12 protein-coding genes and 1 tRNA gene are annotated in these 13,123 nt (G+C 64.1%); 5 read left to right on the top strand and 8 right to left on the bottom strand.

What is annotated here, in order from left to right:
• Window positions 1–51: 51 nt before the first annotated feature.
• Together lptG and lptF are read right to left on the bottom strand one after the other, a co-directional pair.
• Window positions 52–1,152: an LPS export ABC transporter permease LptG gene (gene lptG, locus AC3WLM_RS09990; protein WP_039337276.1), complete on the bottom strand. Its 1,101-nt coding sequence runs from the start codon at window positions 1,150–1,152 to the stop codon at window positions 52–54.
• Window positions 1,142–2,383, bottom strand: coding sequence for an LPS export ABC transporter permease LptF (gene lptF, locus AC3WLM_RS09985; RefSeq protein WP_492478112.1), 1,242 nt, complete (start codon window positions 2,381–2,383; stop codon window positions 1,142–1,144). Before lptF ends, lptG begins: the two co-directional genes overlap by 11 nt.
• Window positions 2,384–2,611: 228 nt before the next feature.
• Here lptF and AC3WLM_RS09980 point away from each other — a divergent pair, with 228 nt between their 5' ends.
• Window positions 2,612–3,055: a hypothetical protein gene (locus AC3WLM_RS09980; RefSeq protein WP_039337068.1), complete on the top strand. Its 444-nt coding sequence runs from the start codon at window positions 2,612–2,614 to the stop codon at window positions 3,053–3,055.
• Window positions 3,056–3,098: 43 nt separating this feature from the next.
• On the opposite strand, the gene clpS is transcribed toward AC3WLM_RS09980, so the two are convergent.
• The 3 genes from clpS to AC3WLM_RS09965 form a co-directional block, all read right to left on the bottom strand.
• Window positions 3,099–3,479, bottom strand: coding sequence for an ATP-dependent Clp protease adapter ClpS (gene clpS / locus AC3WLM_RS09975; RefSeq protein ID WP_230487749.1), 381 nt, complete (start codon window positions 3,477–3,479; stop codon window positions 3,099–3,101).
• Between the two features lie 188 nt (window positions 3,480–3,667).
• Window positions 3,668–4,531 (bottom strand): phasin family protein, encoded by an 864-nt coding sequence (locus tag AC3WLM_RS09970; protein ID WP_193827521.1) that lies wholly within the window; start codon window positions 4,529–4,531, stop codon window positions 3,668–3,670.
• Window positions 4,532–4,679: 148 nt separating this feature from the next.
• Window positions 4,680–6,560, bottom strand: a complete 1,881-nt coding sequence (locus AC3WLM_RS09965; RefSeq protein ID WP_492477273.1) for a PHA/PHB synthase family protein — start codon at window positions 6,558–6,560, stop codon at window positions 4,680–4,682.
• A 194-nt stretch (window positions 6,561–6,754) separates the two neighbouring features.
• On the opposite strand from AC3WLM_RS09965, the gene AC3WLM_RS09960 reads away from it, so the two are divergent.
• The 4 genes from AC3WLM_RS09960 to AC3WLM_RS09945 all read left to right on the top strand — a co-directional run bounded on the left by AC3WLM_RS09960 (window position 6,755) and on the right by AC3WLM_RS09945 (window position 10,473).
• Window positions 6,755–7,954 (top strand): LL-diaminopimelate aminotransferase, encoded by a 1,200-nt coding sequence (locus tag AC3WLM_RS09960; RefSeq protein ID WP_062344363.1) that lies wholly within the window; start codon window positions 6,755–6,757, stop codon window positions 7,952–7,954.
• Between the two features lie 141 nt (window positions 7,955–8,095).
• Window positions 8,096–8,914 carry a crotonase/enoyl-CoA hydratase family protein gene (locus AC3WLM_RS09955; protein WP_492477272.1) on the top strand — a complete coding sequence of 273 codons (819 nt, stop codon included), beginning with the start codon at window positions 8,096–8,098 and terminating at the stop codon, window positions 8,912–8,914.
• A gap of 21 nt (window positions 8,915–8,935) precedes the next feature.
• Window positions 8,936–10,324: an RNB domain-containing ribonuclease gene (locus AC3WLM_RS09950; protein ID WP_492477271.1), complete on the top strand. Its 1,389-nt coding sequence runs from the start codon at window positions 8,936–8,938 to the stop codon at window positions 10,322–10,324.
• Window positions 10,325–10,399: 75 nt separating this feature from the next.
• Window positions 10,400–10,473, top strand: a tRNA-Cys gene (locus AC3WLM_RS09945).
• Window positions 10,474–10,496: 23 nt separating this feature from the next.
• Here AC3WLM_RS09945 and AC3WLM_RS09940 read toward each other — a convergent pair.
• The 3 genes from AC3WLM_RS09940 to AC3WLM_RS09930 are packed head-to-tail and all read right to left on the bottom strand — an operon-like array spanning window position 10,497 to window position 13,110.
• Window positions 10,497–11,084 (bottom strand): hypothetical protein, encoded by a 588-nt coding sequence (locus AC3WLM_RS09940; protein WP_492477270.1) that lies wholly within the window; start codon window positions 11,082–11,084, stop codon window positions 10,497–10,499.
• Window positions 11,081–12,427 (bottom strand): sensor histidine kinase, encoded by a 1,347-nt coding sequence (locus tag AC3WLM_RS09935; protein WP_492477269.1) that lies wholly within the window; start codon window positions 12,425–12,427, stop codon window positions 11,081–11,083. Before AC3WLM_RS09935 ends, AC3WLM_RS09940 begins: the two co-directional genes overlap by 4 nt.
• The gene (locus AC3WLM_RS09930; protein ID WP_062344365.1) at window positions 12,424–13,110 is read right to left on the bottom strand and encodes a response regulator transcription factor; all 687 of its coding nucleotides are present in this window, start codon (window positions 13,108–13,110) and stop codon (window positions 12,424–12,426) included. The genes AC3WLM_RS09935 and AC3WLM_RS09930 overlap by 4 nt, the downstream gene beginning before the upstream one ends.
• Window positions 13,111–13,123 lie beyond the last annotated feature (13 nt).

The raw sequence follows: 13,123 nt of genomic DNA, 5'->3' as shown, positions 1-13,123 counted from the left end.
GGCCTCCATATATTAGATATTACGAAAATTAGCAATATCTAATTTTAAGGTCTATTCCTCGGTCCGGATCAGCACCGTCTCGCCGATGAGGAAGAACAGGACGAAAGGTGCCCAGGCGGCCAGCAGCGGCGGGTAAGCGCCGAAATTGCCCATGGCCAAGGCCGCGTTGTCGAATACGAAGTAGGCAAAGCCCAGCGCCATGCCGATCACCGCGCGCACGAAGAGGTGTCCTGATCGCGCCAGGCCAAATGCTGCCACGGCACCGAGAAGAGGCATGAGCAGCGCTGAAAGCGGCCCAGAAAGCTTGTGCCACCACTTGCCATCAAGCTCGGTGGTGCGAAAGCCTGCCTCTCGGATGGCGGCGAGCGAACCCGATAGCTGGGTCAACGATTCCGCGTCGGCATCGACCCGGCTGATCGTGACCTGGACCGGTTCCACCGTCTTGGCAAAGACCTCGTCGCGGCCGATCGACGTCTTTCGGGCAGATTGTACATCGAACACAACAGGATCGCGGAATTTCCAGCCCGGATTGGCATAGGCCGCCGAGGGCGAAGTGACGATTTCGGTCACCATCCCGGTTGGGTCGCGGCGATACCAGCTGACTCCATCCATCCGCATAGACTTGCCTTCGCCGGCAACCGAGCGGGCGAACAGGATGTTCGGACCGTCCTGTAGCCAGACATTGGATTTGATCGCCGATTCCTGCGGGATCGGCCCGTATTCCACGTTCTGCCAGGCTTTGAGCGTAGCTGTCGACCGTGTGACGATGCGTTCGTTGAAGCCGAAGGTGACGGCGGAGGTGACCGCCGCAACGAGAAACAGTGGTGCCAGCACCTGATGCGCGGAAAGGCCCGCCGCCTTCATCGCGATGACCTCGCTGTTCTGGTTCAGCGTCATCAGCGTGATGATCGTGGCCAGCAGCACCGAATAGGGCAGGAACCGGCTTATGAGTTGCGGCATGCGCAAGGACACATACGTCAGCAGCTCGCCCTGTCCGTTTCCGGGCGCTGCCAGTACCTTGCCGCTCTCGCTCAACAGGTCGAGCATTTGCAGGACCAGTACCAGCATCAGCAGCACGGCAACAATGCGCACCGCAAACATCTTCGCGATGTATTTCGCCAGAGTGCGCGACGGGAAGAATTCAAGCTGCATGGGCGGCATCTTCCTCGACAAGGGCAGGCTCATCGCGCAGCCGCTTGCGCTCGAACAGCTTGCGGATCGAACGCGAAACCTTGGCAAAGCCGGTTTCGAGGGCACCGATTGGCTGGCCACCGGGAACGTAGGCGATCTTCCAGTACATCCACAGGATCAGGGCTGAAAAGACCGCGAACGGCCCCCAAAGGGCGAGCACTGGGTCGATCCGGCCAAGGCTGGCCACGTCCTGCCCGTACTGGTTGACCTTGTGATAGGCGACCACGAGCACGATCGACAGGAATACGCCCAGTGCCGAAGTCGACCGCTTGGGCGGAACCGCCAGCGCTACTGCCAGAAGCGGCAGCAGGAACATCATCACGACCTCGACCAGCCGATAATTCAGGCTGGCCTTCGACTGATTGCGAATCTCTTCGGAATAACGGTCGTTCCAGCCGATCTGCAGCAACTCGGGGAGAAAATACTCGCGGTCGGCATCGCCGCGCTGGCGGAACTGCTCGATCCTCGGCAGGTCGATCGGCAGATCGTGGCTGGCAAAGGTCAGCACGCGCGGCGAGGCAATGCCCGGTCCGTCCTGCACGATCTGACCGTCGGTCAGGCGCAGGATCACCGTGTCCGGGCTTTCCTTGTTCGCAAAGAAGCGTCCCTCTCGCGCCGAGATCACCATGACCTGCCCATTCGAGGTCTGCAGGCGGGCAAAAATGCCGCGCAGGTCACGGCCTTCGTCGCGGCTCGAATCGACGCGCAAGGCGGTGCGGTCCTGCAGCGAATTGAACTCGCCGACCTTGATCGAAGCGCCCAGTGCGCCCGAGCGCAGCTCGAACTGGAGCTGTTCGTAGTAATAGCGCGATAGCGGCTGGAGATAGCTGACGATCAGCAGGTTCAGCGCCGCAAGCCCGATCGCGAACATGTAGGGCACGCGCAGCAGGCGGGTATAGGACAACCCGACCGCACGCATCACGTCGAGTTCGGAACTCATCGCCAGCTTGCGGAAAGCGAACAGGATGCCGAGCATCAGGCCGAGCGGGATGGCAAGGCTGGCATATTCCGGCAGCAGGTTCGCCAGCATCTTGAACACGACACTGACCGGTCCGCCCTCTGTCGCCACGAAGTCGAACAGCTTCAGCATCTTGTCGAGGATGAGCAGAGACGCGGCGAGGACGAACACCGACAGCATCGGCACGAATACGAGCCGGGCAATGTAGCGATCGGTGGCGGTAAGGAACTTCACGTGGCGGGTGCTGGCGTCTTTTCGTGGATCGATATTCGGCGGGGCCTGGGCCTTGCCCGAGTGGCTGCCGACAGGTGAACCAGCCATGAGCTTTTACGGACTAGCGCTTCGCACGGCTTCGTGGAAGGGAAAACCGGCGCGACTTTCGCAAGTCATAACGAAAGTTATGGAATTGCCTCGCTGAAAGTCATAGAAATAATGCCAGTGCCAGTGAGGGAAAGTTCGAAGATGTCGCATGAGCAAACCGGTAGTGCGTGGTTCGCAGGCTTTGCCGGCGGTCAACCCGATCCGGAAAGGTTGAGCGCGCTGGCGCGCTGGTGCGAGCAACTCGCCCCCACCGAACAGCGCAAGGGATTCGAGCGGGTTCTTCTCGAGATTGCTTCGCCGCACACCGAGGAAGAAGGCGGACGCCTGAATGCCGCGTTCGACTGGATCGGAGTCCTTGCTGATTCCGGCGCGTTCGAATCGGCCGCGGTGGCGCTGATCCCGCGTGATGCCATCTTCACTGGCGGGCGCCTCAAGGACGGTTCGTTCGTCGCGCAGGTGATTCTCGATGGCGGCGTCGGCGCGCATTCGCGTGAGGCCCAGAGCCTGGCCATGGCTTGGATCGCGGCGCTGCTGCGTGCGTTCGCCCGCCAGGCTGTGGAAACCGGAGCCTTGACGGCACACTGACGGCCTTCGCGATCTGGCGCTTTGCGTCAGGTCAGCGGTGGCTTTACGCCTTTTCCAGCGTGCATTGCAGCGGATGCTGGTTCTGCCGGGCGAAGTCCATCACCTGGTTCACCTTTGTCTCGGCGATCTCGTAGGGATAGACGCCGCAAACACCCACGCCGCGCTGATGGACGTGGAGCATCACACGCGTTGCCTGTTCCAGATCCATGTGGAAGAAGCGCTTCAGGACCATCACCACGAATTCCATCGGGGTGTAATCATCGTTCAGCATCAGCACCTTGAACTGGCTGGGCTTCTTCGGCTTGGCGCGGGTCTTGGTAGCGATGCCGACCTGATCGTCTCCGCCCGGACCACGTGTGTCGTCACCCTCTGCACAGCGCAGCGGAACGGACAGGTCCGGTTGATCGAAAGGTTCGGCTCTCATGATGCCTCGAATATCGCACTCACCGACCCGCTTCACAAGGGGCACGAAGGGGATGGTGGCATGAGGATGGCGAATTGTTGCGCTGATACGACAGCACGACAGCATCAGAACGGCAAAAGGGCCGGCGGGAGAACCCGACCGGCCCTTTATCTCGTGGCTGGCAGCGCGGTTGACGCTGCCGGTCAGGCTCAGGCGGCCTTCTTGATCTTTTCGACCGCGAGGCTGACGCGGGTCGAGATCGGCTGGAAGGCCTCGTTCGCGAGCTTCAGCATGGCTTCGCTGTTCTTCGAGCTGGCGGCAACCGCAGCGTCGAAGTTCTTGCGGAGCAGGGCCGACTGCTTCTCGAAGAATTCGGTGGGCGACTTGACCGTGGTCAGTTCCTTGACGTCAGCGGTCATCGCTTCGAAGACCGACTTGGTCTCGGCAACATAGCCCTTGGTCATTTCCTGAAGGCCCGAAGCCAGGATCTTGGTCGATTCGACCACGGCTTCGACGTTACCCTTGGCAAACTCGCCGGCGTCGCCAAAGGCGGCCTTGGCCTTGTCCTGAGCGTCCTTGAATGCAGCGGTCATCTTTTCGGTCATTTCGGTGGTGGTAGCCATTGCGAACAGTTCCTTTCTGGGCGCCGCATTCTTGAGGGCGGCGCTTGTTTTCTTCACGCTTGGAATGGCGGTGAAAGGACGCTTGGCTGCGGGCTTCACCGCGGCCGTCGGAGCGGCCACCACGGGTGGCTTGGCCGGACGGGCCTTGGGGGCAGGCTTGGGAGCCTGACGAACGGGCTTCGCCTTTGCGACCTGGGGCTTGCGTGCCTTCGGTGCAACCAGCTCTGCCACGGCAGGTGCTTCGACCGGAGCAGCTTCAGCATCCACGACCGGCTTGGCAGCGGGCTTGGCCTTGCGCGGCCGCGAAGCCTTTGGCTTCTCGGCGGCAACCGGCTCGAAAACTTCGATCTCGGCAGTTCCGGCGACGGCTTCGGGCGCGTCGGCCAGCGCGACGGGCACGTCCACCACGGGGGCGGAGGTTTCCGGGCTTTCCTTCGTTTCTTCAACCATCCTGGCGACTCCTGCTTGCGCACGGGACGGGTTGAACCGTCTCTTGCTGCACTGCACAAAATAGGAGTCGACCGCAAAATGTCAAGAAAATTGTGCGGTGCACAAATTCCGTATTGGACCAATTACCAATGCCGCGCGCCGTTAACGCTCAGCGGCTGCGGACATAGCGTCCCGGCGCATCCTCGATAACGCGGTCGCCCTTGCCACCCGGAATGCGCTTGCCCTTGGCGGCCACGCGCTTGGGTGCCTGTTCGGCCATCCACTCGATCCAGTCCGGCCACCAGCTGCCCTTGGTCTCCGTGGCGCCGGCCACGAACTCCTCCAAGCTCGCTGGATCATTGGGATTGAGCCAATACTGGTACTTGCCCGCTTCGGGCGGGTTCACCACCCCGGCAATGTGTCCCGAACCGGCCAGCACGAACTTCCACTTTCCAGACAGATGGCGCGTCAGTTTCCACACGCTGTTCGGCGGCGCAATATGATCCTCGCGGCCCGCCTGGATATAGCATGGCGTTGCAATGCGGCGCAGATCGACCGGCGTATCATCGACCACCATTGCATCCGGAATGATCAGGCGGTTGTCGCGATAGAGGTCGCAAAGATAGGCCTGATGCCACCGCGAGGGCAGGTTGGTCGTATCTCCGTTCCAGTGCAGCAGATCGAACGCCGGATAGTCCTCGCCCAGCAGGTAGTTGTTGACGACGTAGTTCCAGATCAGGTCCGTGCCGCGCAGCGCGTTGAACGTGGCCGCCATGTAGCGCCCATCGAGGTACCCGTCGGTGGACAGGCTTTGCAGCATCTTCAACTGCCCGTCGTCGATAAAGTTCTTGAGATCGCCTGCGTCCTCGAAATCGACCTGCGCGGTAAAGAACGTGGCGCTGGCAACCTTGTCGGCCTCGCCCCTGCGCGCCAGCACGGCCAGCGTCGCCGCCAGCGTGGTGCCGGCCACGCAATAGCCGATGGTGTGGACCGCCGGAACCTTGAGCCGCTCGCGCACATGATCGATAGCCTCGATCTGGGCGCGAACGTAATCGTCCCACATCACATCGGCCATGGAAGCATCGGCCGACTTCCAGGACACCACGAACACCGTCAGCCCCTGCGCCACGGCCCAGCGGATGAAGCTCTTCTGCGGGTTGAGGTCGAGAATGTAGAAGCGGTTGATCCACGGCGGGAAGATCAGAAGCGGCGTCTCGAACACCTCGTCGGTCGTCGGCGTGTATTGAATAAGTTGGAACAGCGGCGTTTCGTGCACCACCTTGCCCGGCGTGACCGCGATATTGCGGCCCAGTTCGAACGCATCGGGATCGGTGTGGGTGAGCTGCCCCTTGCGCAAGTCGTCGAGCAGGTGTTCGACACCCTTGACCAGGTTCTCGCCCTTGGTCTCTATCGTCCGCTCGATCACCACCGGATTGGTCAGCGGGAAGTTGGCCGGCGAAAGCGCATCGGTCACCACCTTGGTGGCAAAGCGCAGCTGCTCCTTGCGCTCGGGGCTCAACCCTTGCGCCTCGTCGGCCATCTGCTGCAGCTTTTCCGACAGGAGCAGATAGGTCTGGTGGATCAGCGCGAAAGCGGGCTGTTCGTGCCAGCGCTTGTCCTTGAACCGCCGGTCCTGCCGCGGCAGCTGAGGGGGCGCGGCATTGCCGGTTCCGCCCGAGACGAACTGTCCCATGACCGAGGACCACAGCGCCACGCTTTCGTTCCACAGCTTCGCCTGTGTTTCCGCGTGCGCGATGGGCAATTGCCCGGCCATGGCCATGAACGTCTGCGTCCACTTGCCAATGTCGCCCAGGCGGCCCAGCATCGGTTCGACCTGACCGGCTTGCTCGGCGCTGAAATCGAGCCACATCTTCTGCAGCTTGGCAGCGGACATCGCCCAGTGCTGGAGATCGGCAGGATCGGTCGTAACGGATTCGGCGCCGGGCACCAGCGGCGCGAACATCGCGCGCATCGCTTCGCCCTGCTGGCGGAACAGGTCTTCGAACACGACTGAATCCGCTGGCGAATCACCCAGGTTCTTGTTCGTCATCTTCCGTTCCCTGCCGTTACGTCATGGCCTTGTCTCAGCAGTCTATACACGCCGTGTGACAGCTTGTTAGCCTGCAGATGCATCCGCCGATCACGATCATGCTTCCATCGACAGCAAGGTTTCCACAACTGGGCAATTGGCGTAAGGGCTGCGCTGCGGCGATCCTGCCGCGCCTTTTCGACGAGTATTCAACCGTGGATGAAGAATTCTACCGCATGAAGCGCCTGCCGCCCTACGTCATTGCCGAAGTCAACGGCATGCGGGCCGCCGCGCGCGCCGCCGGTAGGGACATCATCGACCTCGGCATGGGCAACCCCGATCTCCCCCCGCCCGACCACGTGATCGAGAAGCTGTGCGAAGTGGCGCGCAAGCCCGACGCCCATGGCTATTCGGCCTCGTCCGGCATTCCGGGCGTGCGCAAGGCGCAGGCCAACTACTACGGCCGCCGCTTCAACGTCGATCTCGACCCCGAGACTGAAGTGGTGATGACGATGGGCTCGAAGGAGGGCCTCGCCAGCCTTGCCACCGCGATTACCGCGCCCGGCGATGTCGTGCTCGCGCCGAACCCGAGCTATCCGATCCACACCTTCGGCTTCATCATTGCCGGGGCCACCATCCGTTCCGTGCCGACGACGCCGGACGAGCGCTATTGGGATTCGCTCGATCGCGCGATGAAGTACTCGGTGCCGCGCCCGTCGATCCTGATCGTCAACTACCCGTCGAACCCGACGGCCGAGACGGTCGACCTTGCCTTCTATGAACGCCTCGTCGCCTGGGCGAAGGAAAACAAGGTCTGGATCCTGTCCGATCTCGCCTATTCCGAGCTTTACTACGACGGCAATCCGACCCGCTCGATCCTCGAAGTGCCGGGCGCAAAGGACGTGGCGGTGGAGTTCACCTCGATGTCCAAGACCTTCTCGATGGCCGGCTGGCGCGTGGGCTTTGCCGTGGGCAACGCACGCCTGATCGCCGCGCTCAAGCGCGTGAAGTCCTATCTTGATTACGGCGCCTTCACGCCGATCCAGGCCGCGACTTGCGCCGCGCTGAACGGTCCGCAGGACATCGTCGTCAAGAACCGCGAGCTATACCAGAAGCGCCGCGACGTGATGGTCGAAGCCTTTGGCCGCGCCGGGTGGGAAATTCCCAGCCCCAAGGCCTCGATGTTCGCCTGGGCCCCGCTGCCGCCCGCGCTCAAGCATCTCGGCAGCCTCGAATTCTCGAAGCAACTGCTCACCCACGCCGAAGTCGCGGTCGCCCCGGGCGTCGGCTACGGCGAGGATGGCGAGGGCTTCGTGCGCATCGCCATGGTCGAGAACGAACAGCGCCTCCGCCAGGCCGCGCGTAACATCAAGCGCTACCTGCAGTCGATGGGCGTCAATTCCTCGGCTGCCTGACGCGCGATTGATCAGGATGACGACGCGGCCCTCTCCGCCTTTGCGGAGGGGGCCGTTGCCGTTTCGCGCGATCCGTCAAATCAGGAAGCTGGACCGGGAGCGAGCGCTCGGGCACCTTGGCCCCGACGAACCAGAAAACGGATGCCAGCAATGAACTTCCACGACCGCGTCACCATCACCATCGAGGATCACGTCGCCCACGTGCTGCTTGATCGCGCCGACAAGATGAACGCGCTCGACGATGCCATGTTCGAAGCGATCATCGCAGCCGGGCACCATCTTGGCCATGAGCGCGGCGTGCGCGCGGTGGTGCTTTCTGGCGCAGGTCGATCGTTCTGTGCAGGGCTTGATCTTTCCAGCATGGGCAACACCAGCCGATGGAAGGACGATGGCGAGGGCGGTGGTCTCACTGCCCGCACCCACGGCAACGCCAACCGCGCCCAGCAGGCGGCCATGGTCTGGCGCAAGCTGCCGATGCCGGTGATCGCGGCTGTCCACGGCGTATGCTTCGGCGGTGGCCTGCAGGTGGCGAGCGGTGCGGACATCCGCTTCATCGCGCCCGATGCGCGGCTGGCGGTGATGGAAGTGAAGTGGGGCCTCGTCCCCGACATGGCCGGATACGCCCTGTGGCGCGGCAATGTGCGCGACGACGTGCTGCGCGAACTGACCTATACCCACCGCGAGTTCAGCGGCGAGGAAGCGGTGCAGTTCGGCTTTGCCACCCATGTCAGCGCCGACCCGCTGGCCGGTGCCATGGCTCTTGCCCGCACGATCGCATCGAAAAGCCCCACTGCCGTGCGCGGCGCCAAGCTGCTGTCCAACCGCACGCCCGACATGACCGTGGACGAAGTGCTGATGGCCGAATCCGTGGCCCAGCACGAGCTGATGTATTCGAAGAATCAGCTGGAAGCCGTGCGCGCGGGCATGGAAAAGCGCGCCGGAGAATTTGTCGATCCGTAACAGCCTGCTAGTCCTTGTGGGATGAAGGCCATCCACGATCCGTCCGGCGCTCTTGCTTCCGGCCTTGCTGCCATCCGCCAGCAGTTCCAGGTGCCCGAAGGCTTCCCGCCCGAAGTTCTCGCTGCGGCGGAACTGGCGGCGGCAAGGACACCGGGGCAAGAGCACGTGAATCGCACCGACGAGCCCTTCGTCACGCTCGATCCGGCAACGTCCACCGATCTTGATCAGGCCTTCCATATCGAAGCATCCGGCAACGACCTGATCCTCCACTACGCCATTGCCGACGTGGCCTGGTTCGTGGTCGATGGCGATCCGGTCGACGCTGAGGCGTGGAAGCGCGGCGAAACGCAGTACCTCCCCGATGGCAAGGCGGGGCTCTACCCGCCTGCCCTGGCCGAACGTGCCGCGAGCCTCCTGCCCGATGGCCCGCGCCCGGCGGTCGTGTTCACTGTTCGCCTTGCGCCTGATGGCCAGGCGCGGCTCGATGCCGCCCGCCGCGCTATGATCCGCAGCCAGGCCAAGCTCGCCTACGACAGCGTCCGCCCTGACCAGCTCCCTGCCGACTTCGCCCGCTTTGCCGAACGCATGACCGCCGCCGAAGCTGCGCGCGGCGCCGCCCGCGTCGATCCGCCGGAGCAGGAAGTCGAAGCGCTCGGGGGTGGACGCTACGCCCTGTCCTTCCGCCCCCTGCTTGCTTCGGAACGGGCCAACGCCACGCTTTCGCTTGCCGCAAACCTCGCCATTGCCGAAGCGTTGCAGCAAGCCGGGACCGGCCTGTTCCGCGTCATGGCAGGCCCGACCGCAGCGGCAATGGCGCGTCTGCGCAGCACGGCGGCGGGCCTTGGCCTCGATTGGCCGGAACATGTCGACCTCAAGGCCCTCGAACGCACGCTCGACCAGCGCAATCCCGACCACGCCGCCTTCATGCTTGCGGTACGGCGGGCAGGCGGCGGCGCTGGCTATGCCCCGTGGATACCCGGCGTCACGCCATGGCACGAAGCCATCTCCGCCACTTACGCCCACGCGACTGCGCCCTTGCGTCGCCTCGCTGACCGCTACGTGATTCGCGCCGTGCTTGCCATCGCCAACGGCAAGCCCGTCGAGCCGGAAGTCGAAGCTGCGTTCCAGCGCCTCCCTGCGGTCATGGCCAAGGCCGAAGCGCTCTCCGGCCAGATCGAACGCGCAGTCATCGACCTTGCCGAGACAGTCATGCTCCAGGGGCGCGAGGGTGAGACCTTCCGCGCCTGCGTGACCGATACGGACGGCGATTCGGCGCGCGTGCAGCTGCTCGACATGCCCGTAGTGGCCCGCGCCCGCATTGCCGGTGCTGCGCCGGGCCAGCGCGTGGACCTGAGCCTTGCCGGTGTCGACAGCAAGCAGCGCCGTCTCCAGTTCGCGCCGGTAAGCTGACCCCTGCACAAGAACCGCTTGCGGCAGCGCGATCTTCCGGCTAACCGCGCCGAACCACGCAGCTCCTGCGATCGAGGCCCGATGGCGGAGTGGTTACGCACCGGATTGCAAATCCGTTTACGCCGGTTCGATTCCGGCTCGGGCCTCCACACTTGCCAGGGCTGCCGCTTCTTCAGTCTATCACCAGGTAATAGCCCGCGGCGTTGCTGGACGGATTCGTCAGCACGATCTCGAAGCGTCCGCTGAACAGCGGTGTCCACATGCATTCGCGGGTCCGTGCCTTGGCGGGCGGGCAGACTGGCCTGGCCTCACCGTCCAGTACCGTGAAATCTAGCGCGGCCTGTCCGGGCGTCGCCACGGAAACACGGGCGGATCGTCCCCCATCGAACAACTGCGGCAGGCGTACGGTTGCGCCCGGGTTGAGCATGCCCGCCTTGTATGCCGGCCCCAGCACGCGCCCGCGATAAGGCGGCGTATCGGGCATCACGGCCCTTGCGCGCCAGTTGGCCACCGGATCGGGCTCCCCGGGCATCGCGCGGGCTCCGAAGGAGTCTAGCGCGGCAAGGATCATGCCCAACTTCTGCGGATCGCCCTGCGAACTGTCCGCCTCGGCCAGAAGTGTGGCGACGGCTTCGGTCGGCCCTGAGGAATTGGTCAATACCACCTTCACTGGCACCTCGCGGTCGGCACTCTGCGTCTTGGCAGCACACCCGCCCAGCGCGGCGACGCAGGCAAGGACAGTCAGGGCAAAGGGTTTCATGGGGCAGGCTCCAGAATGAACTGCGCGCCGCGCGGGGCGTCGCCCAGCCTCAGGACAAGGCCGTGGCGTTCGGCGATCGCGCGCGAGAGGGCGAGACCAAGGCCGTGGCCGGGCTTATCGCCGGGCGTGGTTGCACGGGAGAAGCGTTCGAATACCCGGTCACGCTGGTCGCGCGGAATGCCGGGGCCATCGTCCTCGATGGTCACGGTTGGCCCCGGACGGAGGATCAGGCGCACACGCCCTCCTTCGGGCACGTACTTGATCGCGTTGTCGAGCAGGTTCGAAAGCAGCCGGGTGATCTGCATGCGCTCGCCCAGCATGGTCACGCCCGGCGCGATTGCGGTTTCCAGCGTCAGCCCGGCATCCTCGGCGCTGCCCTCGTAAAGGTCGGCAAGGCTCTCCGCCAGCGCGCTCATGTCGATCTCGGCAAGCCCTGCCAGATCGCCCCGGCGGCTTTCGGCAGAGGCGATGTCGAGCAGCGAATCAAGCATTGAAAGGATCGCCCGGATGTCCTCGCGCGATTGGCCGATCGGGCCGCCCGCGTTCTCGGGACGAGCCTGCATCGCTGCCACCAGCCGATTGTCGAGGTGCATCAGCGGCGTCCGCACCTCGTGCGCGACATGCTCTGAAACCTGCTTGTAGGCCTTGAGCAATTGCGCCTGCCGGGCCAGCAGGCGTGCGCCGTGCCCCGCCACCTCGTCGATCTCGTCCCCCCCACGCTGACCGGCGGGAAAGCTCGCGGCGCGTCCGTCAGCCGCCGCGCCCAGTGCGGCGTTCACGGCATCCATGCGGCGGGCAAGATGCCTGGCGGTGATCCACGCAACGAAGGCCACCGCACCGACAATCGCCGCGCCAACCGCCAGGAACGCCGCCGAAAGAACCGCCAGCGCAGAGCGGTCGCGGTCATATTCGCGCGCTGCCAGCAATTGCAGGTCCGGGGCAAGCCTGGCTCCTTGCGCATAGACCTCGGTGCCATCGGCCAGCGTCACGAACCCCTCTTCGGAGCGCGCGGAGTTGATCTGCGGCCAGCGGCGCACGTCGCCCGCCAGCAGCCGCCCCGCACCATCGGCAACCATGTAATGCGAACGCCGCCCTTCAAGACTGACCACGGCCTGCCGGTCGGCCACCCGGCGCAGCAGTTCCTCGCGCCCGGCCGTTGCGTATATGTCGATCAGGCCGGCGAGGTCGGTCGAGACGGTGGCCGAAAGCGAGGCCCGCGCCTGGCGCTGCACGGTGATCGTGGTGACTGCGAACAGCACGCCCACGGCGATGACCGCGATCAGTATCGAGGCTGTCGTCAGCTGGCCAAAGATCGACCGTGCCCGGACGCGCGCTGGCTTCATTCGCCTCTCGTCAGCCGATAGCCCGCGCCCCAGATCGTCTCAAGCGCAGGCGCGGCGAAACCGTCCTCGAGCTTGCGGCGCATGCGGCCGATGTTGACGTCGACGACATTGGTCTGGGGATCGAAGTTCATGTTCCATACGTCGCGCAGCAGCATTTCGCGCGTCACCGTTTCGCCCGCGTTTTCCATGAAATAGCGAAACAGCGCGAACTCGCGGGGCGAAAGCGCGATGTGCTTGCCCGAACGGAATGCAGTCCGCGCCTTCACGTGGCATTCGAACGCGCCGTAGATGATCACTGCGCCGTGAACCGCACCCGCTGCGCGGCGGTGCAGCGCGCGCAGCCGCGCTACCAGCTCCTGCGGCTCGTAAGGTTTGGCAAGATAATCGTCGACGCCCGCTTCCAGCCCTTCGATGCGGTTCTCGCTGCGACCCAGCGCCGAAAGCATCAGCACTGGGGTGCCCACCCCGGCTGAACGCAGGCGCGAAACGATGGTCAGGCCGTCGAGATCGGGCAGCATGCGATCAAGGATGATCACGTCGAAGTCCTCGGCCCCGGCGCGCTGCAGGCCTGCCGTGCCGGTCTGCTCCCATGCCATCCGGTCGCCATCGGCCAGCACCAGTTCCTGCACGGCCTGAGCGGCGCGGGGATCATCTTCCACATAGAGGATGTTGAGATTGCCCATCTTCGCTGCCCCC

This window comes from Novosphingobium sp. FW305-C-30-35 (genome assembly GCF_058783135.1).
The sequence above is the reverse complement of the archived record's forward strand: the minus strand, read 5'-3'. Positions and strand labels throughout refer to the sequence as shown.